This is a genomic window from Christensenella intestinihominis (assembly GCF_001678845.1).
GTDB lineage: Bacteria > Bacillota > Clostridia > Christensenellales > Christensenellaceae > Christensenella > Christensenella intestinihominis.
Genome location: NZ_MAIQ01000001.1, coordinates 415,505 through 438,165 on the forward strand (window position 1 = coordinate 415,505; position 22,661 = coordinate 438,165).

The following is a 22,661-nucleotide window of genomic DNA, read 5'->3' on the forward strand; positions in this document are numbered from 1 at the left end:
TGGTATTGATTAAAATGGCATAAAAACGCCTTTTTTGGCATAAAAACTTCCCGTAGTTCGATTTTTCATGTCATAATAGGAAGGGTATATTTTAAATAAGAGGGAAACGGTATTCATGAATATTGCCATTACGGATAACTGTGCCGCCGACCGCGCGGCGCTTAAAAACAAAATTGAAGAAGCTGGAAAAAATGGTTCTTTTTCTATCGAAATCACGGAATTTGAAAGCGGCGAGGCTTTCCTCGCCGCCGCGGCAGGGTATGCCTTCGACCTTGTTTTTCTCGATATTTATATGGGCGGCATGGACGGGATCGAGACGGCGGAAAGGCTGCGGGGCATATGTCCCGACTGCCTGGTCGTATTTGTCACGGTGAGCAGCGACCATGCCCTGGAAGGGTTTCGCGTACGCGCGTTCCATTATCTCGTCAAACCCTTTTCATCCGCGGAGATCACGGAAATCCTGACGGAAGCGGCAGGGCGCCTGGGCGGAGAGGCGGAAATTATGGCGCGTGACGGCAATACCCCCGTGCGCCTTCCCTTGTCCGCAATTTGCTACGCGATATGCGACGGCCACTATCTGCTGCTCTATACGGCCAAGGGCGTTATCCGGTGGCGGCAGACGTTTTCCACCCTTTGCGAAATGCTTGCCCCATATCCCCGTTTTTTTGTCTGTAACCGCGGTACGCTCGTCAACTTGGAACATGTGGTAAAATTGACGGAGGACAACTATTGCTTTCTGATGGATGATAATACAAAGCTTCCTGTCCGGCAAAATTCCCGCGCGGAGGCGCGCGGACAGTATTTTGACTTTCTGTTTCGCTCCGCACGGAGGCAATAAAAATGGATGTGTTTACCTATTCTTTGATTGCAAATTTGCCATTGTGGCTCCTGTCCCTGTTCCTGGTACTTGCGCCGGTGAAAAATCGTTTGCGGTTTACGCGCGCCTGCACATATGCGGTTACAGTCGGTATTGTTACACTGGCCTGCGTCCTGTCGGCATTATGGGATCAATTTTTGGAACTGGACGGGAATCTTGTGATGCTTCCGATCCTCATTTCTTTTTTCATCGTTTATTGCTGGGTCGTGCGCGACACCGTTCCGAAAAAGGCGTTCATCCTGCTTTCGGGGGCGGTTTCCGCAGCGTTTTCGGTACTTTTATACGACGTGTTTTCCCAAGCGTTTTTTGACGATATGGGATTCCTCCCGGATTATTTATGGACTCTGGCGGCCGATATCCTTACCTTTCTCGTTCTTTTACCCCTTTTCTCCGGCAGGATGCGTTGGATGGTGGAGAAAAACGAAAGCGCCCGTGCGTGGCGTACGATGTGGGTCATTCCGCTGATCTTCCTCGTGTTAACCACGACTTTTTATATGACAGTTGGAGTCGATATCCGCGATCCTTTCCTGCTTGCAACCTATGCCACCGCCGTTATTTTACTGATCGTCCTGCTGATCGTCACTTATAACAATATTTTTCGTACCATACAGGAAACCTCCGAAAACGCCCGGCTCAAGCAAAACATGCAGCTTTTGGGCGTGCAGGCGGAGCAATATGCCTCCCTTCGGCGGCACATGGAGGAAACGGCGCAGGCCCGGCACGATTTTCGCCACCAACTTCTCGTGATCCGTTCGCTCGCGGACCGGAAAGACTGGGAAGAGCTGCGTCGGTATCTCAACCAATATGTGGAAAGCCTGTCTCAGGGCCGTCCGCCGCTCGCCCTCAACTACGCTGTGGATGCGGTGGCGGCGCACTATATGGAACGGGCGGGAAAATCCGATGTTAAATTAGATTATTCACTGCGGCTTCCGGAGGAACTGGGCATGCCGGAGAGCGAATTTTGCATGGTGCTCGCCAATTTGCTGGAAAACGCGCTGGAGGCCTGTCTCCGCCAAAAGGAAGGTCCACGTTTTATTACGGTCCAGGCGGAAGAGATGAACGAATATATTGTGCTCATCGTGGAAAACAGCTTTGACGAAAACGTGCTCAGGCGGCAGCAGGACGGGACGCTGCTTTCCTCCAAGCGCGACGACAAGGGCCTTGGACTCGCTTCCGTCGGCGCGATTGCGGAAAAATACCACGGCACGCTGCAAATAACGCAAAAAGACGGCATTTTCCGTGCCCAGGCGGCGCTGCATCCGTTCGATAAGCAAAATAGGGTAAATTAAAGGGTAAACGATGAAAAACAGGCAAAGAAAAAACCTGATAAACCGCATGGTTATCAGGTTTTTCCCTTGGTCGGGGTGACAGGATTTGAACCTGCGACCTCTTCGTCCCGAACGAAGCGCGCTACCAAGCTGCGCTACACCCCGGTTGGAGCCAACGAGCGGATTCGAACCGCTGACCTGCGCATTACGAATGCGCTGCTCTACCAGCTGAGCCACGTTGGCATATGAATTGTGCCGACTTATAATATTTTATCAGATTTGGAATAAAAATCAACTACTTTTTTAAAAATTGCAGACACAACTTACAATCCTTCGCTATGAAAACATAGTATCACTGCTTTTTTCTGAAATATTGGTAGTAGGTGCACTTAATATTTCCATTATACAGCTTCCTGCGTTTATCCGCCTTGGCGCCATATTTCGACTCGAACTGTTCATCCGCCGTAATGATAAACGCAAGCGTATCGTTAAGGGGACGCAGTGCATCTCCCATTGCTTTATAGAGCCTTGCCACTTCCTTTTCTTCCCCCATACGCACCGCATACGGAGGATTTGTGATAACCGATGCAGGACGGCCCGGCTGCTCGAAATCCCGGACGTCCTTGCGGGAAAAACGAATATGCTGGGCGACATCCATATTATGCGCATGTTCCCTTGCGAGCTCCAATGTTTTCCTGTCAATATCGCTCGCAAAAATTTCCATTTCCGGCTGCCTTAAAAGGCTTTGCGCATATTCCTTCATTTCTGAAAATTCTTTGCGGAACTCATTGCCATATCCCTGCGCGTCAAACCGGCGCTTAAGTCCGGGCGCCATATTCGCCGCCATCATTGCCGCTTCAATAGCAATTGTTCCGCTTCCGCACAACGGATCATAAAAATCACGCGTACGCCACCGGGAAATCATAATAAGCGCCGCGGCAAGCGTTTCCTTTAAAGGCGCCTGCGCATTTTTCAGCCGGTAACCCCTGCGGTTAAGTCCCATTCCGCTGGTGTTGAGCGCAACCGTCGCCCGGTCCTTCAGCAAATTAATATAAATATTAAACATGCTTCCGTTTTCTTCAAAGCGTTCCTTGTGATATACCCTTTGCATAGCGGTCACTACGGCCTTTTTTGTAATTGCCTGAACATCCGATACGCTTCCGAGCGCGGAGCGCACTGCGTTCCCGTCCACCGGGAAACGTGCGTCGGAAGGCATGATATCGCCAAACGGAACCGCCGCTACCCCTTCAAACAATTCGTCGAACGTAGTTGCATAAAATTCCTTAAGCACAAGGTAAACACGATCCGCCGTGCGCAGGAAAATGTTTGCTTTTGCAATTCCCTTTTCATCCGCATCAAAATAAACACGCGCATCCTGTGCGTTCACATTTTCAAAGCCAAACTCTTTAAGCTCCCCTGCAAGAATCCCTTCAATTCCAAATGCACAAGAAGCATAGCACCGATAATTCAAGCCTGTTGTCCTCCAATTTTATTCATAACGAGCCCATTGATTACCAGCTTGAAGGTGCATCCCAAAAACGCTGCGCTTTTTTCGCACATTTTCATCCGCCCAAGGTATATTTCAAGGAATTCCATCGGCGTCGCGTAGTCTTTCATCTTCAGTTCAAACGTAACCTGGTTTTTCTCTTGGGAAACACGCACGTCAGTCTCATAGATCGAAAGGTTCACCCGGTCGTGGATGTCGTCCATATCCTTCCGCTTAACGCGCTTTTTATAGGCGTCCACCTTGTCCGCAATAATCAAGGCGGCCGCAATATCGCTTACGGGTGTTCCCGTTTCTTCGTCGTGCGCCCCCACTGCGGAACAGATGTCGCATACGTCCTGCAGGTCCATATCAATCCGCTGCAATTCATCAAATAAAATCGTAGCCCCGGTAAGGGAATGCATCTTCCGGTTAATCATATTTCCTACATCATGCGTCCATCCCGCAATACGCGCCAGCTCTACCCGTTCCTCAGGATAGCCCAATTTTTCCAGTATTTCTCCGGCGATCCTGCTCACATAGCCTACGTGCCGCGGACCGTGATCCGTATATCCAAGCGTTTCAAGGCAGGCATTTGCCTGCTCCACCAGAATCCGTATCCTGGGGTTCTCTTTTACTGCATCAGATGAAATTTTGGCCATTATGTCTCCTCTTTCTTCCTCGCCATATTGATAATTTCCATTGCAATCGCTGAAAGCCTGTTGACGTCGGCGTCGAAAAGCGCCGCAATTTTCCGCGGTTCTTCCGTAGTTCCGTTTAAATACAGCGTTGCAAAGGCAATTGCCGCGGCAAGCGCATTAATTTCCGAAAGATAAGCGCTTCCCGTCCCCTTCTCGGTGAACTCCTGAAGCAGGCTTACTGCCTTTCCGGCCATCTTCTCGGAATATTCCTCGCTGACAACGCTGACGAGAAGATCAAACAGCTTATCGAAGCTGTCGCTTTCAGCATCCTCAACATTGTCCAGGATGCCGACTTTTACTTCCACAATACCGCCGTTAAAATATGCGACATAGGGTTCAGCCGCATGCATGCGTTTCAGCGCGACAAAAATTTCATTCTTAATTTCATCCGGCTGGTTTCTCCTTAAGATATAGCGCCGGAATATCTTTTCTGCCTTTTCGCCGCCAAGCCCGCCGATGATTTCCACCACCGCCCGTTTAATGAAGCCGTCGCCATATTCAAGGCCCCATAAAAGGATATCCTTCAGTTTGCGGTCCTTTTCCCACAATTCCTTAAATTCATCTGCGGGCAGCTTCATTTTCTCATTTAAATATTTGATCCGCTGCTTTGCTTCATGGGGCGGCACCTGGAACACATAGCCAATTTCCCCGTGCCCCTTTTTGCCCTCCATCACATCTTTTACATATTTCAGGTAATAACCAGCGATGCTTTCCTCCGGCTCCAGCTTAATAATATCTGAAAAATAATTGATCGATTCCGCATACCGTTTGAGGTTGAAGCTTGCAACCGCCGCACAGAACAGCACCTTTTCATCATATGGCGATGTCGCGAGGATGTTGGTCAGATATTTAAGCGCTTTCTCATGCTCGCCGATTTCACAGTACGTGATGGCAATCTTATAAAAATCGTCCTGCGTATTTTTTTGTTTATTCACCGCTTTCATGGCATACCGGCAAGCCGCGTCATGGTCCTGCTGATTCAGGAACATTGCCATATTGCAATTGGCATGTATATTTTCCGGATCGCATTCCAGCACTTTTTCGGTAATCCTGATTGCTTCATCCGTTTTCTGCATGCAATAATAGGAAAGCGCAAGATTATTTTTGGCAAACAGCATATCGGGGTCCTTTGTGTCGATCTTTTCAAGAACCTCGACCGCCTTTTGATATTCGCAATTATCGAGATGCCGTTTCCCTTCTTCCGCCAATTCCTGTTGTTTCAGGTCGTTGGCGTCTTCCAGGATATATTCCTCTTCTTCCTCCATATCGCAGAACAGGGCCAAAAATTCTTCCACATCGTCGCGGTATTCACCGTCCGGCGACACCGCCAAATATTTTTCAAAACTCTCCTCCGCCTTTTCAAGGTCGCCGAGGCCGATAAAATTACACCCCATTCCAAAGAAGCATTCACTCTGCGCCTCTTTTGTGTTCAGCAATATCTCGAACAACACGCTGTTCGATTCCTCATACTTGGAAAGCTCGGTTAAAATCTCCGCATGCTTCATCATATAGCCGATATTACCGGGAGCTTTCTCAAGCGCCTTGCGCACCATCGGGAGCGCTCCCAGATAGTTCATACCGTCCATCATCTTTAATGCCGACTGAAAATAAAAGTCCGCAGGCCTGTCAAAACTGACAACTTTCAGGTTTTGTTTCTCCATCCTTATTCCTTCACTGCCTGTTCAAGCAGTTTTTTCAGCTCATCTGCCGAAAACCAGTATTTTTTATTGCAGAAGCGGCAGACAATTTCCGCTCCGTCGTCCTTTTCAATCATATCTTGTATTTCATGCTTGCCAAGGGAAATCACAACCTCCTGCAAGCGTTCCTTGGAGCAGTCGCATTTCCATAACGGCTGCTGTTCCTCGAGAATTTCCAGCTCCATTCCTTTGAATATCTGCTCGATTGAACCTTTCGCGCCCTTGGGCAGCAGGTACATTGCATAGTTTGCAATTTCCCCCGCCCGTTTTTCAATTTCCCCCAGCGTTTCTTCGCTGCAGCCCGGCAGGGGCCGCACGATCACGCCGCCCGCGTTCACAATACTCATATCCGTCTCGAGCCATGTGTTTACATAAACGATCGACGGCTGTTGTTCAGACACCAGGAAATAATTCGCGATGTCCTCCCCGATCTCCCCTGTCAGCATAGGCGTTTTCCCGATATACGGCTCGCGCAGGCCAAGGTCCTTTACCACCGTAACAAAGCCGTCAATGCCAACGGCCCCGGCAATATCAAAGCCTCCCCTGTCGTTCGCCGCCAGGTTGACCGCCGGATTGGCAATATACCCCTTCATATGGAGCATCGCATCCCCAACGACCATAATCGTCCCCGCCGGGCCCCCGCCGTTAATCATCAGGGTCATTCTGTCATGTTTGCTCTTCAGCATGGACGCCATCATGGTTCCTGCCGCAAGCGTGCGTCCGAGGGCAATCGTCGCCACCGGCATCGTCCCGTGTATTTTTCGGGCGGTTTCAACCATTTCACTCACGTCACACGCGCATACCGTGGCCTCGCCGTTTACCATTGCCCTGATTAATGTATCACTCATCATTCGTTTCCTTCTTTACAGCACAGAACTGTATCCTTTCTTCCTTCCGTTCGGGTTCATTCCCGCTTAAAAATCCATAGGCCGTCACTTCCGCAAATCCCGCATCGCGAAGCATCCGCTCTATTTCCGCACGCTCCCACGCACGTTGCACGTGCGTCTCATCCTGACGCTCATAGGAGGCTCCGTCCCGCCGTATAAAAATCGTAAGCTCCATCCGCACGGTTTTGCTTTTCTCATTGAAGCGGTTTTGCCAGAAGCAGGTTTCGTCCTCCCCGTCGTCATAATAAAATTCATTTCCAAGAATATGCCTCAGCTTATAGGCGGAGCTTATATCGAATAAAAAAACTCCCCGTGCCTGCAAATTCGCATATGCTTGTTCAAAAAAACGCTGAAGCTCCGCTTCCGTAAGCAGGTAATTGACTCCGTCGCATGCACAAACCGCGGCCCGCGCGGGCTTATTCAGCCGAAAGCAGCACATATCCCCGCAAGCATAGTTCACCTGCAAAGCATTCCTGCGCGTTTTTTCCTGCGCGCAAAAAAGCATCTCTTCCGACGCGTCCACAGCCGTAATGTGGTATCCGGCCCTTGCCAGCGGCAGCGTCAGGTTGCCTGTTCCGCAGGCATATTCCAAAACCTCCGCGCCGGGCCCCGCGTTTTCCCCGATTAGCAGTTCAATGATATAGCGCGACCATTCTTCATAGGGCACATCATACATCAGGTCGTCATATAACCGTGCGAGCGCGCTATATTGCTTATTCAAAACCAGTCACCCTCAAAAAATATTCTACACCATTTAATAGTGCTTGTTCGTTAAAGTTGAACCTGCCCGAATGAAGCGGCGGTGTATCCGCTGATTCCGCAACCCCTATAAATGAATATAAACCGGGAACCACACGCTGAAAATTGGAAAAATCCTCCGCCATCATAAACGGCCGGGCAATTTCCATTTCTCCGCCATTAAATTTCTTTGCCGCACGCTCAAAAAGCTGTGTATCGTTGACGACCGCCGGATATCCCATGGGTTCATGATATCCGCACTCTACGCCATACATCATCCCGATCCCTTCCAGAATTTCATGCAGCCTGCGCTTTACCGTTTCCATTACCTCCGGCTCAAATGCGCGCATCGTTCCTTCCAAATGTACATTTTCGCAGATTACGTTCTGCGCCCTTCCACCTTCAACCCGGCCGATTGTAACCACCGCGGTTTCATATGGATCAATGCTGCGCGACACAATCGTCTGTATTCCCATAACGAGATGCGCCGCCGCCACGAGCGCGTCGTTCCCATCCTGCGGCTTGGCCCCATGGCTTCCCCGCCCCTTGATGTCGATCAGGAAATCACACATCTGCGCCATAATCGGGCCCGGCTTCATACCCACCTTGCCAAGCGCAAGGTAAGGCCACAGATGGAGTCCGTAAATTTCATCCACATCCGGATTTTTAAGCGCGCCTGCCTCGATCATGGGCTGCGCCCCTCCCACTGTTTCTTCCGCGGGCTGGAACAGGAAAACATAATTTTTACCGATGCGGTTTCTGGCTTCACATACCAGTTTTGCACATACAAGTGCAATTGCCATATGCCCATCGTGCCCGCAGGCATGCATCAGGCCCCCGTTCCGGGATGCAAACGCGCAGCCTGTTTCCTCCGGAACGCGCAAACCGTCCATATCGGCGCGGACCGCAACTGTCCGGGAAGGTTTTTTTGCCAGGAAAACCGCCTTGATTCCATTGTTTCCGCATATTTGCAGGGCGTCGGGCGCGAGAGCGTTCAGGTAGTCCATAAGATATTCCCGCGTTTCAGAAACATCGAAGGAATACCCCGGAATTTTATGCAAATCCCTGCGCAGCCTCACCAGTTCGTCAAATTGCTGTTTTACCGCTTCCCTGATTTTCATCACTTTACCCGGTTCCTTTCCCGCTGTTGTGCTAACTAAATCATACCGTTTCCCCGTTTATTTCGCAAGTATTTCGGATGGAAAAGTATTTACATGCCGGGGGGGATGTTGTATAATGGCAAATGAACAGACAGAGGCGCGTTACAGCATCAGTACCGCAAAATGAGGAGCTCTCGGCGGAGCGGTTGTATTTTGCAGGAAAGGGCTTGACGCCGAAGACGTTATGTGCGCCGGGCATAGCGATCTGGGGATTCGGTTAATAGCCGTGTCACTGTCACCGCCCTGCGGTGTTGCGCTGCTGCGATCGGATGAATTATGAATGCAGAAGACGGCGCAATGTGTGTGCCGTTCTTTTTTTGCCCGGCTTTCCGGCAGGCGGAAAAGGGCAATACCGTGTTACGCGAAATGGGAAACCGTTTTGGAAATATTTCAGAAATGCCGCCCTGTGGCAAAGAATAGGAGTTTAGGAATGAAAAAGTATAATGTTGCTGTTGTTGGCGCTACCGGCATGGTGGGCAGGAAATTCCTGCAGGTTTTGGAAGAGCGCAAACTTCCCGTGGAAAACTATTATCTTTTCGCAAGCGCGCGCAGCGCAGGCAAAAAGGTTGAGTTTATGGGAAAGGAATATACGGTGGAAGAGCTTACGGAAACCTGCTTCAACGGCAAGGATATCGATATTGCCCTGTTTTCGGCGGGCGGCGGCACAAGCGAAAGGTTCGCCCCGTTTGCAGTGAAAGCGGGTGCGCTGGTCATCGACAATTCAAGCGCCTGGCGCATGGACCCCAAGGTTCCGCTCGTCGTCCCGGAGGTAAATCCCGAGGATATCGAATGGAACAGCGGCATCATTGCCAACCCGAACTGCTCCACCATCCAGGCAATGGTCGCCCTAAAGCCTCTTGACGACAAATACAAAATCAAGCGCGTGGTTTATTCGACATACCAGGCGGTCTCCGGCGCGGGAATGGGCGGGTACAGCGACCTTGAAAACGGAATCAACGGCGACGCGCCCAAAAAGTTCCCCTACCCGATTTTTGGCAACTGCCTGCCCCAGATCGATGTGTTCGACGAGGACGATTACACGAAGGAAGAGCTTAAAATGGTAAATGAAACGCGCAAAATCCTGCATAATGATAACATGCGCATTACCGCAACCACGGTTCGCGTTCCGGTTTTCCACGGACACAGCGAATCCATCAATGTGGAATTTGAAAAAGAATACGACCTTGACGACCTGAAAAAAACGCTTGCCGCCTTCCCCGGCCTTATCGTGATGGACGAAGTGAAAAAGGGCGAAGGCAAAGGCGTATATCCAATGGCCACCGACATTGCCGGCAAGGATGAGGTTTATGTCGGGCGTATCCGCCGCGACCGTTCTGTGGATTCCGGCGTCAACCTTTGGGTCGTTGCGGACAACATCAGGAAAGGCGCGGCAACGAACGCGGTGCAGATTGCCCAGAAATGGATTGAACTGCAAGAAAAATAAATTCGCTTCACAGGAGATTATATGATGATTTTTAAAGGTTCCGGGGTTGCGCTGGCAACGCCCTTTACGGAAAATGGAATTGCCTATGACACGCTTGAAAAGCTCGTCGAATTCCAGATTAAAAATGGCACCGACGCGCTGATTGCCTGTGGTACTACGGGGGAACCCGCGACAATGACGGACGATGAACAGCGCTCGGTAATTGAGTGCGTTGTAAAAGCCTCGGCGGGCCGTGTTCCGGTTATCGCAGGCGTGGGCGGCAACAATACCGCGCATGTGATCTCCTGCGCAAAGACAGCCCAGGCTGTTGGGGCGGATGGGCTTCTCGCGGTCACTCCCTATTACAACAAATGCACCAATGCGGGGCTGATTGCGCATTTCAACGCGCTGGCCGATGCGACCGACCTGCCCATTATCATTTATAATGTTCCCAGCCGCACAGGGGTCAATATTTGCGCTTCGGTTTACGAGAAGCTGTGCTGCCATGACAGGATCGCGGGGATTAAAGAGGCGAGCGGCAATATTTCCCAGGTTGTGGAAACGGCGCGTCTTACGCGCGGCAAGGCGACGCTGTACAGCGGAAATGACGACCAGGTCGTTCCGCTACTTTCACTCGGCGGCAGCGGCGTGATCTCCGTGCTGGCAAACATCATGCCGAAATATATGCACAACATGGTGATGAATTACCTGAACGGCAAGACAAAGGAAGCCTGCGAAATGCAGCTTGAAATCAATCCTTTGGTTTGCGCATTATTCAGCGAGGTAAACCCGATTCCGGTCAAAACCGCCCTGCGTATGATGGGCTTTGACATGGGTCCGCTCCGTCTTCCCCTCACGGAAATGGGCGATAATACCTATGAAAATCTCCTGACGCAGATGCGGCATTTCGGGCTCTGCGATTAAGAAAGGCTTGGATATGATTAAAATCTTACTCAGCGGCGCCAATGGCAAAATGGGCCAGATGATCGCCGCATGTGTATCGGAAGCGGAGGACATGGTGGTCGTTGCGGGCGTAGATAAAATGCCCGACGCACGGCAGAACCCGTTCCCCGTTTATGATGATTTCTCGCGCGTTGTGGAGTCAGTAGACGTCATTATCGATTTTTCGCGGCCCGACGCCCTGCACGGCCTGCTTGATTTCGCACAGGAAAAAAACAGCGCCGTCGTCCTTGCGACAACGGGCTATTCGGCAAACGATAAAATGATGATCGTGAAATATTCCGGGCATATTCCGGTATTTTTCTCCGCCAATATGTCCCTTGGCGTCAACCTGCAAATGGAGCTCTGCAAAACCGCTTCTGAATTTTTGGGCGATAAATTTGATATTGAAATTATTGAAAAGCACCATAACCAAAAGGTGGATGCCCCGAGCGGCACCGCCCTCGCAATTGCGGATAAAATCAACGAGGTGTTTTCAGGAGATAAGGAATATGTCTACGGCCGTACTCCCAAGGTGCGCGCAAAACGGCAGCAAAAGGAAATTGGTATTCATGCGGTGCGCGGCGGGACGGTCGTGGGCGACCATGACGTCCTCTTCCTCGGGAACGACGAAATCATAGAGGTGCATCACCGCGCCCTCTCCAGGCAGATTTTTGCCGAAGGCGCCGTACGTGCGGCCCAGTTCGTTGCGGGCCGTTCCGCAGGCCTCTATTCTATGGAGGATATTATTTCCGGCAAAAAGATCGTGAGCAGCATCTATGTGGAAGAGGAAAACAACGCGATTGTTACCCTCATCAATATGCCGCACGACCCCGTATATATTGCAGATGTGTTCGACCATATCGCAAAAAACAGCGTCAACATTGCGACGATCAGCCAGGCCTATCCCCAGGATGGCACGGTCGATATCACCTTCTCCGTCGCATCTTCCGACCTTGATACGGTCAGGGCGGCGCTTGACGGCGTGGAAAACCTCGTCTATAAGTGCGTTTCCAATATCACGAAACTCACAATCGAGGGCGAGGGAATGGCCCGGCAATACGGCGTGGTATCCAAACTGTTTTCCGCCCTGGCGGCAGACTGCATCAAAACATATATCGTTACAGATTCCGAAACAAAGATTTCTTTCTGCCTGAAAACCAAGGATGCGACGAAGGCCATCAAGGCTGTCACGCAGGCGTTCAGCCTGTAATTTTTTCTAATCGAGGTAACCATAAATTGAAAAAATATGATGTTGCAATCATCGGGGGCGGTATCAGCGGAATCATGTGCGCATACCGCCTGACCGAATCAAACTCTGCCCTTTCGGTCGCATTGATCGAAAAAGGCCACGCAATTACCGGCCGGATTTGCCCGATCATTAAAAAAACCGCGGATCACTGCGTAAAATGCTCTTCCTGCGCCATTATGGAAGGCATGGCGGGCGCGGGCGCTTTTTCCGATGGAAAGTACGTAATTTCCACGGAATATGGCGGCTGGCTGACAGATTTCCTGGAGCCGGGAACCGTCATTGATTATATCGAACAGGCCGACCGGCTGCTCGTTTCCTTCGGGGCGACCACCGAGCGTTTTATGCCCAACAACGATCTCAAGGCGGAATGCCTCAAATACGACCTGCATATGTCGCAGGCGCAGCTCAAGCATCTGGGTACGGATGAAAATTTCGATACGATGCGCAGGATGATCGAGCATATCTCGGAAAAATGCGATATCTATACGGATACCGACGTAACCGATGTGGATGCGGCGGCGCATACCATTTTTGCGCAGGCAAAATCCGGGAAGCTGGAATTCCAGGCAAAGGATATCATCTTTGCCGTGGGGCGCGCCGGCAGCCAGTTCTTTACGAAGTGGTGTAAAAAGAACGGCGTTGGCCTGACCAACAACCAGGTCGATATCGGCGTCCGCGTAGAGCTTCCTTCCAGTGTGTGGGAGCATTTTTCAAAACAGATTTACGAACCGAAAATCTGGTACCGCAGCAAAGCATACGGCGACACGACGCGGATGTTTTGTTTCAACGAAAGAGGAAATGTCGTAACGGAAAATACGAACGGAGTCCTGACGGTAAACGGCCATTCCTACCGCGACCAGTCCCGGAAGACGGAAAATTCAAATTTCGCCCTCCTTACGACGATCCGTTTTACGGAGCCGTTCAAGGAACCGATTGAATATGCGCGCCATGTGGCCAGCCTCGCAAACCTGATCAGCGGGGACAGCGTACTCGTCCAGCGGTTCGGCGACCTCCTGGCAGGACGGCGTACGGATGCGAAACGGCTTGCGCAATCCACAACCCGCCCCACCCTGCATGCGGTTCCCGGCGATCTGAGCCTCTGCCTGCCAAAGCGCCAGCTTGACAATATCATCGAGACTTTATACGCGTTGGATAAAATTGCGCCCGGTACGGCAAATTATGACACTTTGCTCTATGGAATCGAATGCAAATACTATTCCGCACGTCCCCTCGCGCATGATTTCGAGCTTAACGATTTCGAGCGCATCTATGCAACCGGGGATGGCGCCGGCTTTACCCGTTCCCTGTCCCAGGCGGCTGCCAACGGGCTGTATGTTGCGGATAAAATCCTGAAACAGGCTTAGTTTTCAAAACGGCATTAAAAAACGGCCGCATCCTGCGGCCGTTTTTTTGTCCGTCACTTTATTCCAATATCTTTCCTGTAGTGCGCGCCTTCAAACTTGATTTTTTCGACATTCCGGTAAGCAATTTCCCGCGCCTGCGGAATATCCCTGCCCACAGCCGTCACTCCCAGCACGCGGCCGCCGTTCGTATAGAGCCTCCCATTCTCGAGCTTTGTCCCCGCGTGGAACACCACAACTCCGCCTTCCACATCGTCGAGCCCTTCAATCGGTTTCCCGTTCTCGTATTTCTGCGGATAGCCGCCCGACGCCATCACCACGCACACCGCGTTGCCGTCCTTCCATTGGAAGGATACCTGATCGAGGGTGCCGTCAATCACCGCGTCGATTACCTCCATGAGGTCTGTCTCCAGCAGCATGAATACCGACTGCGCTTCGGGGTCCCCGAGGCGCGCGTTATATTCCAGCACCTTGAGCCCGTCCGGCGTAATCATCAGGCCGAAAAAGATCACGCCTTTGAATTCCCTGCCTTCCGCATTCAGCGCCGCTACCGTCTTTTCAAAAATTGCCTCCCGGGCGTACTCCTGTAATTCCGGCGTAAACTTCGGGGATGGGGCGAAGGTTCCCATGCCGCCCGTATTCAGCCCTTCGTCGCCGTCGTACGCTCTTTTGTGGTCCTGTGCGGATACCATTGGCAAAATCGTCTTTCCGTCGCAGAACGCAAGCACAGAGACCTCAGGGCCTGTCATGAATTCTTCTATCACGACCTGCGCTCCTGCCGCGCCGAACTTTTTATCCAGCATAATTTCCCGCACGGCCTGCTCCGCCTGCTCAAAGGTATCACAGATAAGCACGCCTTTCCCGAGCGCAAGTCCGTCCGCCTTTACAACAATCGGATATTTCGCCCCGGAAAGATACCGGAGCGCCTTGTCCGCATCGTCAAACACTTCAAAATCAGCGGTAGGAATCCCGTACTTTTTCATCAGCCATTTGGAATAAGATTTCGACCATTCAATTTCCGCCGCCGCCTTCGTGGGGCCAAAAGCCCGAATCCCGGCTTTTTGCAGCGCATCCACCATTCCCAATGCCAGCGGATCGTCCGGCGCCACAAATACAAGGTCCATTTCATTTTCCACGGACCATGCAACGATTCCTTCAACGTCGTCTGCCTTGACCGGCACGCAGGTTGCAAGCTGTGCAATTCCGCCGTTTCCCGGCGCGCAGAAAAGCTCCAGTTCTTCCTTTCCCTGTTTCAGCTTCCACAGGATTGCATGCTCCCGGCCGCCGCCGCCGACTACCAATACTTTCTTCATGCCCTACTCTCCCGTCTCTTAATGCCTGAAATGGCGAATCCCGGTAAACACCATCGCAATTCCGTTTTCATCGCATTTCTTGATCGAATCTTCATCGCGGATCGAACCGCCCGGCTGGATAATTGCGGTAATGCCCGCCTTGGCGGCAGCCTCCACGCAATCGTCAAACGGGAAGAACGCATCCGAAGCCATCACGGCCCCCCTTGCTTCCTCTCCGCTCCGCTCGAGCGCCATTTCCGCCGCCCAGATACGGTTTGTCTGCCCCGGTCCGATTCCAAGCGTACCCATATCCTTGGCGATCGCAATCCCGTTCGATTTGACATATTTCACAACCTTGAAAGCAAACTCGAGGTTTTCCATTTCCTCATCCGTCGGTTTGCGTTTTGTCACAACCTTGAATTCGCCGTCGAACATCCTGTCGTTAAGTCCCTGTACCAGCAGCCCGCCCAGTACCTTTTTGGTATCAAGACCGTCCTTCGGAAGCGGCGCCGATATTTCAGGCAGGCGCAGCACGCGCAGGTTCTTTTTCTGGCAGAGAATGTCGAGGGCTTCCTTTGTATAGGAAGGAGCGACCACGATTTCCAGGAATATTTTGCTCATCTGCGCCGCGGTTTTTTCGTCAATTTCGCGGTTGCACGCAACGATCCCGCCAAAAATCGAAACCGGGTCGCACTCATATGCTTTCATATAGGCATCATAAACCGTCTCCGCGCTTCCCACGCCGCACGGATTGGCATGCTTTACCCCCACGACTGTGGTTTCTTCAAATTCACGCAGGCAATCGAGCGCGCCCGCCGTATCGTTAATATTGTTAAAGGAAAGCTCCTTGCCGTTGAGCTGCTCCGCGTTTGCGAGGCTGCCCGGCACATAAAGCGGCTCCCGGTAGAACGCCGCTTTCTGGTGCGGATTTTCGCCATAGCGCATTCCCTGCTGCTTCTCATACGTGAGCGTCAGCTTTTCAGGGAGTTCTTCCGTTGCAAGCTGCTTGCGCAGGTATTGGCTGATGAGCGCGTCATACGCCGACGTCGTTTCAAACACCTTGGCGCACAGCCGGAATTTTGTTTCACGCGTTACTTCCCCATTTTCCTCCAGTTCTTTCAGCACCGTCACATAATCGGCGCTGTCCACAATCGACGCGACATCCTGCCAGTTCTTGGCAGCCGCGCGCAGCATGGTCGGCCCGCCGATGTCAATATTTTCGATTGCATCCTCGAGGGCCACATCCGGCTTCGATATTGTCTGCTTAAACGGATAGAGATTGACGGCAACAATGTCAATCGTATCCACCCCCAACTCCCGAAGCTGCTTCATATGCTCTTCATTTCCCCGCATCGCGAGGATTCCCGCATGGATTTTGGGATGCAGCGTTTTCACGCGCCCGTCGAGGCATTCCGGAAAGCCCGTAATATCCGAAACATTCGTAACCTTGACCCCGGCATTTTCCAGCTCGCGCTGCGTTCCCCCCGTAGAAAGAATCTCAAAGCCAAGTTTCTCAAGCCCTTTTGCGAAATCTACCACTCCGCTTTTGTCGAATACGCTCAAAAAAGCCCTTTTCGCCATATCATTGTCCTCCAACCTATTTTAAAATTTTTACAATCCGTCCTTCAACCCGGAGCCTGCCGTCCGCCATTAGCGCAACGGCCCGCGGCAAAAGCCGGTGTTCCGTTTCCAGCACCCGCGCCGCAAGCGTTTCCGGGGTATCGTCTTCCAGTACCGGAACCACTTCCTGCATAATAATCGGCCCCGCATCCGCTTCCTCATTTACAAAGTGAACCGTCGCGCCGGAATATTTCGCCCCGTACGCAATGACCGCTTCATGCACATGGCTGCCGTACATCCCCATCCCGCAAAAGCTTGGAATCAACGCCGGATGGATATTAATGATCTTATTTTCATAAGCGCCGATGGTCTGCGGTCCTACAATATTGAGATAGCCCGCGAGGACGACGAAATCCGCCGAATACTTTTTCAATGTGGCAAGGATTGCTTTATCAAATGTCTCCAGGCTGTCAAACTCCTTTTTCCGTACCACTTCGACGGGAATCCCCGCATTTTTTGCACGCTCGATTGCATAAATATCCGGTTTGCTCGCAACCAGGCAGCAAATTTCCGCACGGACCTGCCCGGTCTCCACCGCGTCGATCAATGACTGGAAATCCGTCCCGCCGCCCGACGCCATCACCGCAAATTTCAGCATAGCTCAATGCCTCCGTTGCCGGGAACAATCCCGCCAATCGTAAACGCCTTTTCGCCGGAAGCCGTAAGCGCCGCAAGCGCGGTTTGCTCCTCCTCCGGTTTTACCACGACAATCATGCCGATTCCCATGTTAAACGTATTATACGCATCCCTCTGCGAAAGCTGGGCGTCCCGCACCAGCATATCAAATACATAGGGCATTTCCCACGACCCGAGGTTAATTTTCGCATCCACCGTTTTTGGCAGAACGCGCGGGATATTTTCGTAAAAGCCGCCGCCCGTAATGTGAGCTATCCCTTTTACATCCACCTTTTCGATCAATCCGAGAATCGATTTCACGTAAATCCTGGTAGGCTCCAAAAGCAGTTCGCCCAGTGTCTTTCCCGCCTCTTCCACCATCCTGGTGTTCAGGGTTCCATCCATTGCATACAGCTTACGCACCAGCGAAAATCCATTGGAATGAATGCCCGTCGATCCAAGGCCGATGATTTTATCCCCGGGCTCGATTGCCGATCCGTTAATGATATCCTTTTTGTTGACAATCCCCACGCTGAACCCCGCAAGGTCATATTCCCCTTCCGGATAAAAGCCGGGCATTTCAGCCGTTTCCCCGCCAATCAGCGCACAGCCCGCCTGCACACATCCGTCTGCAATGCCGCTTACGATATCTGCCGCAACGCCGGGCACAAGCGCTCCTGTCGCAATATAATCCAGGAAAAACAGCGGCCGCGCGCCGTGGCACACAACGTCGTTCACACACATCGCCACGCAGTCGATTCCAACTGTGTCATTTTTTTCCATCGCGAACGCGGCCATGAGCTTCGTGCCCACTCCGTCCGTTCCCGATACAAGCACCTGCCCGTTCCCGATATCATACATCCCGCCGAACGTACCAAGGTCCGTAATCACATTCCCGTCAAAGGTTTTTTTGACGTGCTCCTTCATGAGCTTTACAGCTTCATATCCGCGCTCCACATCCACGCCGGCATCTTTATAAGTTACTGACATATTTTTTTACTCCCTGTTTTATTCAATCGTCGCAAGGTCGAGCGCTTCCGTCTCTTTCAGCGCTTTTTTTATATCGACGGGATAATTTCCGTTAAAGCATCCCGCGCAAAAATTGCAGCCCGCGCCTTCCACCGTTTTCAAAAGGTCCTCAATCGAAAGATAATTCAGCGTATCCGCGCCGATGATCCTGCGGATTTCTTCCACCGAATTTTTGGAACCGATCAACTGGTCATGCGATGGCGTATCGATTCCGAAAAAGCACGGGCAGATAACCGGCGGCGAACTAATCATCATATGTACCTCGCGCGCGCCCGCAAGCCGAAGCATTTCGACAATTTTTCGGCTCGTCGTCCCCCGTACGATGGAATCGTCAATCAGGATCAGGCGTTTCCCATGCACGTTGCGCTTCATTGCATTCAGTTTCAGTTTCACGCCCCGTTCCCGCAGCGCCTGTGACGGCTGGATGAAGGTGCGCCCCACATAACGGTTTTTGGCAAGCGCCTTCGCATAAGGAATCCCGCTTTCGGCGGCATATCCGGATGCGGCGGGCGTTGCCGAATCCGGCACGTCGCTCACAAGGTCTGCGTCAATCGGAAATGCCTGCGCAAGCCTCGTTCCCATGTTTTCACGCGAACGGTATACGCTGATCCCGTCGATATCGGAATCCGGCCGCGCAAAGTATACGTACTCAAACACACACAATGCCGTTTCCATAGAGGACTGCGCCTGATAAGACTTGAGCCCGTCCTTATTAATTACAATAATCTCTCCCGGACGTACATCGCGGACAAACTCCGCATCAATTGCGTCAAAGGCGCACGACTCGGAAGCAATCACATAGCTGTTATCGAGTTTTCCCAGCGCAAGGGGCCGTATTCCCAGGGGATCGCGCACGGCGATCAGTTCTTCCCCGGTCATCATCACGAGGGCATAAGAGCCGCGAACCACCTTCATCATCCCGGTAATCGCTTTCAGTATCCCTTGCTTTGACTGCCGCGCAATCAGGTTTGCCATAACCTCCGTATCAAGCGTCGTCTGGAAGACCGAGCCCTCGTCCTCCAGCTTTTCCCGCAAAATGCTGCTGTTAATCAGGTTCCCATTGTGGGCAAGGGCGAGCTTGCCGCCGCGATAAGACATTACCAGCGGCTGGGCATTGTCTGCCTTGCTGTCCCCCGTCGTGGAATACCTCACATGCCCGATTCCGATATGTCCGCCCAAAATTTTGCCAAGGCTGTCTTTAAACACTTCAGAGCACAGCCCCATTCCTTTATGGAACTTGGCCTCTTTCCCGTCCGTGACGGCAATCCCGGCACTTTCCTGACCCCTGTGCTGCAACGCATAGAGCCCCAAATAGGTTGCCTCCGCAGGATCATAGCGGTGATCGTCCATAAAAATGCCGAACACACCGCATTCCTCTGCCATCACATCATCTTTCGGCTTCCAACGTTCATAGTTATAATGTCGATCCGGCCGAATGAACATATAGCTTATTCTCCCATCAATCTTTTAAGAATTTCCTGGTATGCGTCCTCCACATTTCCAAGGTCCTGGCGGAAGCGGTCTTTGTCCAGCTTTTCACCTGTCTTGGAATCCCAGAAACGGCATGTATCCGGTGAAATTTCATCCGCGAGGATAATTTCCCCATTGCAACGGCCGTATTCCAATTTGAAGTCAATCAGCTCGATTCCGAACTGCTTCAGGTAGTCCGTCATTATTTCATTTACCTTGAAGGAATATTCCGCAATTTTCTTCATTTCCTCCGGCGTTGCAAGTCCCATTGCATAAACGTGATAATCATTAATCATCGGATCGCCGAGGTCGTCGTCCTTATAGCTGTATTCAAGAACCGTAGACTTGAGTTTGGTTCCTTCCGGAATTCCAAGGCGCTTGGAAAGGCTGCCCGCCGCAATATTCCGCACGATTACCTCGACCGGAACAATGGAAACGCTCTTCACGACCGTTTCACGATCGGAAAGCTCTTCAACATAGTGCGTCGGAATCCCATGCTTTTCCAGCATCTTGAACATATGGTTTGAAACTTTATTATTTACAACGCCCTTGCCTACAATCGTGCCTTTTTTCAGGCCGTTGAACGCGGTCGCATCGTCCTTGTAGTCAACGATCACATAATTTGGATCGTCGGTCTTGAATACTTTTTTTGCTTTTCCTTCATACAGTTGCTCTGTTTTTTTCATTTTGATAACTCCTCCCTGAGTTCAGCGTCCGCAGCCACCACTTTGAGCTGCATGTCCTCTTTAAACTTATATAATAAATCGCTTAACGTATCATATTTCAATGCGAGAATCTGCACTGCCAAAAGTGCGGCATTCTTGCCGCCGTTGATTGCCACCGTCGCAACCGGAATGCCCTCGGGCATTTGCACGGTGGAAAGCAGGGAATCCAGTCCGTCCATCGTCGAAGACTTGATCGGCAGGCCGATCACCGGCAGGATCGTATGCCCCGCGATCACACCGGCCAGATGGGCGGCTTTTCCAGCCGCTGCAATGATCACTTCCACACCCTTATCCTTTGCATTCTTTGCAAAGTCGGCCGCAAGCTCCGGCGTTCTGTGCGCCGACATAATATGTGCTTCCACTTCGATTCCAAAATCCTTCAGCGTATCAATTGCCGGTTTCAAAACCGGAAGGTCGCTTTTTGATCCCATAATCACTGCAACTTTCATTTTTTATCTCCTTTAAGTTTTAAAAGCCGGCCCGGCGTTTCCCGCCGGAGCCGGCTTTTATCAATTTGTCAGCCGATAACAATGGCCCTCATGATGTAGTAAATAATAAAGATGATGACGATACCCCACATGATCCCGCCAACCTCTTTTGCTTTCTTGGTAAAGATTTTGCAAATGGCATATGTGATAAAGCCAAACGCGATACCGTCTGTAATGGAACTCATGAAGCCCATGCACAGAACCGTCATGAATGCCGGAGCAGCTTCTGCGAAGTCGTCCCACTTGATCTTCATCAGCGGTCCCATCATCAGGATACCGACAACGATCAGCGCCGGGGCTGTCGCCGAACTCGGAATAATTCCCGCGATCGGTGCAAACAGGAGCGCGAGTACAAACAGGATTGCGACAACAACCGAGGTGAGGCCTGTACGGCCGCCTTCATTTACGCCGGAAACGCTTTCCACAAACGTTGTAACCGTAGACGTACCAAGCACGGCGCCTGTCGCCGTTGCGATTGCATCCGCCATCATTGCCTGGTTCGCTTTCGGAAGGTTTCCGTCTTTATCCAGATAACCCGCTTTCTCGGCAGTACCGATAATCGTTCCCATTGTATCGAACATATCGATCATCAGGAATGCAAGAATAACCGTTACAAAAGAAATGACCTGCACAAAGAGCGTTGGTCCCACAAACATCTTGCTGAAGTCCATCTTCATGAACGTCTGGTCAAGCGAAATAGAAGAATCGCCTGTTGCAAGGTTTGCAATCAGCAAAACTACGGTTGCAGCAAGGCATATCCCGGCAATGGTTCCCATGCCCTTTTTCTTCGTCACGCCCCAGATGATAACAAACAGCACCATAAGCGCAAACGCAATGAACCCGGCAAGTGCAAGCGGGCTTACTTCCACACCCGCAAGGGATGTAATCGTGCCGCCTTCGCCATTCGGCATGAAAAGCCCTACGATTGTCGTGAGCACGATGCCAATCAAAATAGCGCCTTTTACTTTAAGCACCATCAGGATGATCGTGAGCACAAGGCCAATGATCGTGAGCAGCATCATGGGATTTGCAAGGCTCCCAATAAAGAAACCGTCCGCAGACAGCGCAAGCATCGCGCCGTTTTTAAGGCCGAGGGATGCGATAAACAGGCCAATACCTGCGCCAATCGCATATTTAAGGCTTCTCGGAACCGCGTTCAGGATTTTGCCGCGCGCGCCGGACAGTGTGATAATAACAAAAATAATACCTGAAATGAACACTGCCGCAAGGGCGCCTTCCCACTCCCATGCCATCGCGCCGCATACCGTATAAACAAAAAATGCGTTAAGGCCCATACCAGGCGCCTGCGCGAACGGATAGTTGGACATCAGACCAATCAACAGCGTACCAATCGCTGCCGCCAGACACGTAGCAACCGTTACGCTGCCATGGTCCATTCCCGCGCCGGATAAAATGTTCGGGTTAACGAAGATGATGTAGGCCATCGTAAAAAACGTTACAAACCCGGCAATTACCTCAGTACGGAAATTGGTCTTGTTGTCCGTCAGCTTGAAAAACTTTTCCATATGATACCTCCTATAATATGATATGGTAAGCATGAAGCTTACGTAATTTATAATACTTGAAATGAGTGATTCCCGCAATATATTATCGAATTATAACTTTTTATTTATAC

The 22,661-nt window shown here is 51.3% G+C and carries 20 protein-coding genes, 2 tRNA genes, 1 pseudogene and 1 riboswitch; of the genes and pseudogenes, 7 read left to right on the forward strand and 16 right to left on the reverse strand.

The annotated features are described in order from the left end of the window. Positions 1 to 115 precede the first annotated feature (115 nt). Positions 116 to 838, forward strand: a complete 723-nt coding sequence (locus tag BBD38_RS01995; protein ID WP_066683914.1) for a LytR/AlgR family response regulator transcription factor — start codon at positions 116 to 118, stop codon at positions 836 to 838. A gap of 2 nt (positions 839 to 840) precedes the next feature. Continuing rightward, positions 841 to 2,166, forward strand: coding sequence for a sensor histidine kinase (locus BBD38_RS02000; protein WP_066683916.1), 1,326 nt, complete (start codon positions 841 to 843; stop codon positions 2,164 to 2,166). Between the two features lie 67 nt (positions 2,167 to 2,233). Here BBD38_RS02000 and BBD38_RS02005 read toward each other — a convergent pair. The 8 genes from BBD38_RS02005 to BBD38_RS02040 form a co-directional block, all read right to left on the reverse strand. Then, positions 2,234 to 2,310: transfer RNA gene (locus BBD38_RS02005), tRNA-Pro, on the reverse strand. 2 nt (positions 2,311 to 2,312) lie between these two features. Continuing rightward, a tRNA-Thr gene (locus tag BBD38_RS02010) sits at positions 2,313 to 2,388 on the reverse strand. Between the two features lie 109 nt (positions 2,389 to 2,497). After that, positions 2,498 to 3,616, reverse strand: coding sequence for a THUMP domain-containing class I SAM-dependent RNA methyltransferase (locus tag BBD38_RS02015; RefSeq protein ID WP_066683918.1), 1,119 nt, complete (start codon positions 3,614 to 3,616; stop codon positions 2,498 to 2,500). Further along, complete coding sequence (locus BBD38_RS02020) at positions 3,613 to 4,290, reverse strand: HD domain-containing protein (protein WP_066683920.1); 678 nt, start codon at positions 4,288 to 4,290, stop codon at positions 3,613 to 3,615. The genes BBD38_RS02015 and BBD38_RS02020 overlap by 4 nt, the downstream gene beginning before the upstream one ends. Beyond that, the gene (locus BBD38_RS02025) at positions 4,290 to 5,990 is read right to left on the reverse strand and encodes a tetratricopeptide repeat protein (protein ID WP_066683921.1); all 1,701 of its coding nucleotides are present in this window, start codon (positions 5,988 to 5,990) and stop codon (positions 4,290 to 4,292) included. Before BBD38_RS02025 ends, BBD38_RS02020 begins: the two co-directional genes overlap by 1 nt. Before the next feature lie 2 nt (positions 5,991 to 5,992). Then, positions 5,993 to 6,877: an Hsp33 family molecular chaperone HslO gene (hslO, locus tag BBD38_RS02030; protein WP_082989416.1), complete on the reverse strand. Its 885-nt coding sequence runs from the start codon at positions 6,875 to 6,877 to the stop codon at positions 5,993 to 5,995. Beyond that, entirely contained in the window at positions 6,867 to 7,634 is a 768-nt protein-coding gene (locus BBD38_RS02035; RefSeq protein ID WP_082989417.1) for a class I SAM-dependent DNA methyltransferase, read from the reverse strand. Before BBD38_RS02035 ends, hslO begins: the two co-directional genes overlap by 11 nt. Continuing rightward, positions 7,627 to 8,772, reverse strand: coding sequence for a M20 metallopeptidase family protein (locus tag BBD38_RS02040; protein WP_066683923.1), 1,146 nt, complete (start codon positions 8,770 to 8,772; stop codon positions 7,627 to 7,629). Before BBD38_RS02040 ends, BBD38_RS02035 begins: the two co-directional genes overlap by 8 nt. Before the next feature lie 123 nt (positions 8,773 to 8,895). Further along, positions 8,896 to 9,078, forward strand: a riboswitch (Lysine riboswitch). Between the two features lie 163 nt (positions 9,079 to 9,241). Here BBD38_RS02040 and BBD38_RS02045 point away from each other — a divergent pair. From BBD38_RS02045 to BBD38_RS02060, 5 genes and pseudogenes are all read left to right on the forward strand, one after another. Next, the gene (locus BBD38_RS02045) at positions 9,242 to 10,255 is read left to right on the forward strand and encodes an aspartate-semialdehyde dehydrogenase (protein WP_066683925.1); all 1,014 of its coding nucleotides are present in this window, start codon (positions 9,242 to 9,244) and stop codon (positions 10,253 to 10,255) included. Positions 10,256 to 10,276: 21 nt separating this feature from the next. Continuing rightward, entirely contained in the window at positions 10,277 to 11,158 is an 882-nt protein-coding gene (gene dapA / locus BBD38_RS02050) for a 4-hydroxy-tetrahydrodipicolinate synthase (protein ID WP_066683927.1), read from the forward strand. A 13-nt stretch (positions 11,159 to 11,171) separates the two neighbouring features. Next, a pseudogene (gene dapB / locus BBD38_RS15155) lies at positions 11,172 to 11,927 on the forward strand (4-hydroxy-tetrahydrodipicolinate reductase); the annotation flags it as partial. A gap of 66 nt (positions 11,928 to 11,993) precedes the next feature. Then, a complete protein-coding gene (locus BBD38_RS15160; RefSeq protein ID WP_407919649.1) occupies positions 11,994 to 12,386 on the forward strand; it encodes an ACT domain-containing protein in 393 nt (130 codons plus the stop codon). 26 nt (positions 12,387 to 12,412) lie between these two features. After that, complete coding sequence (locus BBD38_RS02060; RefSeq protein WP_082989418.1) at positions 12,413 to 13,789, forward strand: NAD(P)/FAD-dependent oxidoreductase; 1,377 nt, start codon at positions 12,413 to 12,415, stop codon at positions 13,787 to 13,789. A 53-nt stretch (positions 13,790 to 13,842) separates the two neighbouring features. Here BBD38_RS02060 and purD read toward each other — a convergent pair whose 3' ends face one another. The 8 genes from purD to BBD38_RS02100 form a co-directional block, all read right to left on the reverse strand. Continuing rightward, entirely contained in the window at positions 13,843 to 15,099 is a 1,257-nt protein-coding gene (gene purD / locus BBD38_RS02065; protein ID WP_066683935.1) for a phosphoribosylamine--glycine ligase, read from the reverse strand. Between the two features lie 18 nt (positions 15,100 to 15,117). Continuing rightward, entirely contained in the window at positions 15,118 to 16,659 is a 1,542-nt protein-coding gene (gene purH / locus BBD38_RS02070; RefSeq protein ID WP_066683936.1) for a bifunctional phosphoribosylaminoimidazolecarboxamide formyltransferase/IMP cyclohydrolase, read from the reverse strand. 16 nt (positions 16,660 to 16,675) lie between these two features. Beyond that, on the reverse strand, positions 16,676 to 17,293 hold the full coding sequence (purN, locus tag BBD38_RS02075; RefSeq protein WP_147568051.1) for a phosphoribosylglycinamide formyltransferase: 618 nt from the start codon (positions 17,291 to 17,293) through the stop codon (positions 16,676 to 16,678). Beyond that, complete coding sequence (gene purM / locus BBD38_RS02080; RefSeq protein ID WP_066683943.1) at positions 17,290 to 18,303, reverse strand: phosphoribosylformylglycinamidine cyclo-ligase; 1,014 nt, start codon at positions 18,301 to 18,303, stop codon at positions 17,290 to 17,292. The genes purN and purM overlap by 4 nt, the downstream gene beginning before the upstream one ends. Positions 18,304 to 18,321: 18 nt before the next feature. Beyond that, positions 18,322 to 19,725 (reverse strand): amidophosphoribosyltransferase, encoded by a 1,404-nt coding sequence (gene purF, locus BBD38_RS02085; RefSeq protein ID WP_268873167.1) that lies wholly within the window; start codon positions 19,723 to 19,725, stop codon positions 18,322 to 18,324. A 65-nt stretch (positions 19,726 to 19,790) separates the two neighbouring features. Further along, a complete protein-coding gene (purC, locus tag BBD38_RS02090; RefSeq protein WP_066683948.1) occupies positions 19,791 to 20,498 on the reverse strand; it encodes a phosphoribosylaminoimidazolesuccinocarboxamide synthase in 708 nt (235 codons plus the stop codon). Next, positions 20,495 to 20,986 carry a 5-(carboxyamino)imidazole ribonucleotide mutase gene (gene purE / locus BBD38_RS02095; protein ID WP_066683949.1) on the reverse strand — a complete coding sequence of 164 codons (492 nt, stop codon included), beginning with the start codon at positions 20,984 to 20,986 and terminating at the stop codon, positions 20,495 to 20,497. Before purE ends, purC begins: the two co-directional genes overlap by 4 nt. Before the next feature lie 68 nt (positions 20,987 to 21,054). Next, positions 21,055 to 22,551, reverse strand: a complete 1,497-nt coding sequence (locus BBD38_RS02100; RefSeq protein ID WP_082989419.1) for an NCS2 family permease — start codon at positions 22,549 to 22,551, stop codon at positions 21,055 to 21,057. Positions 22,552 to 22,661: the final 110 nt, after the last annotated feature.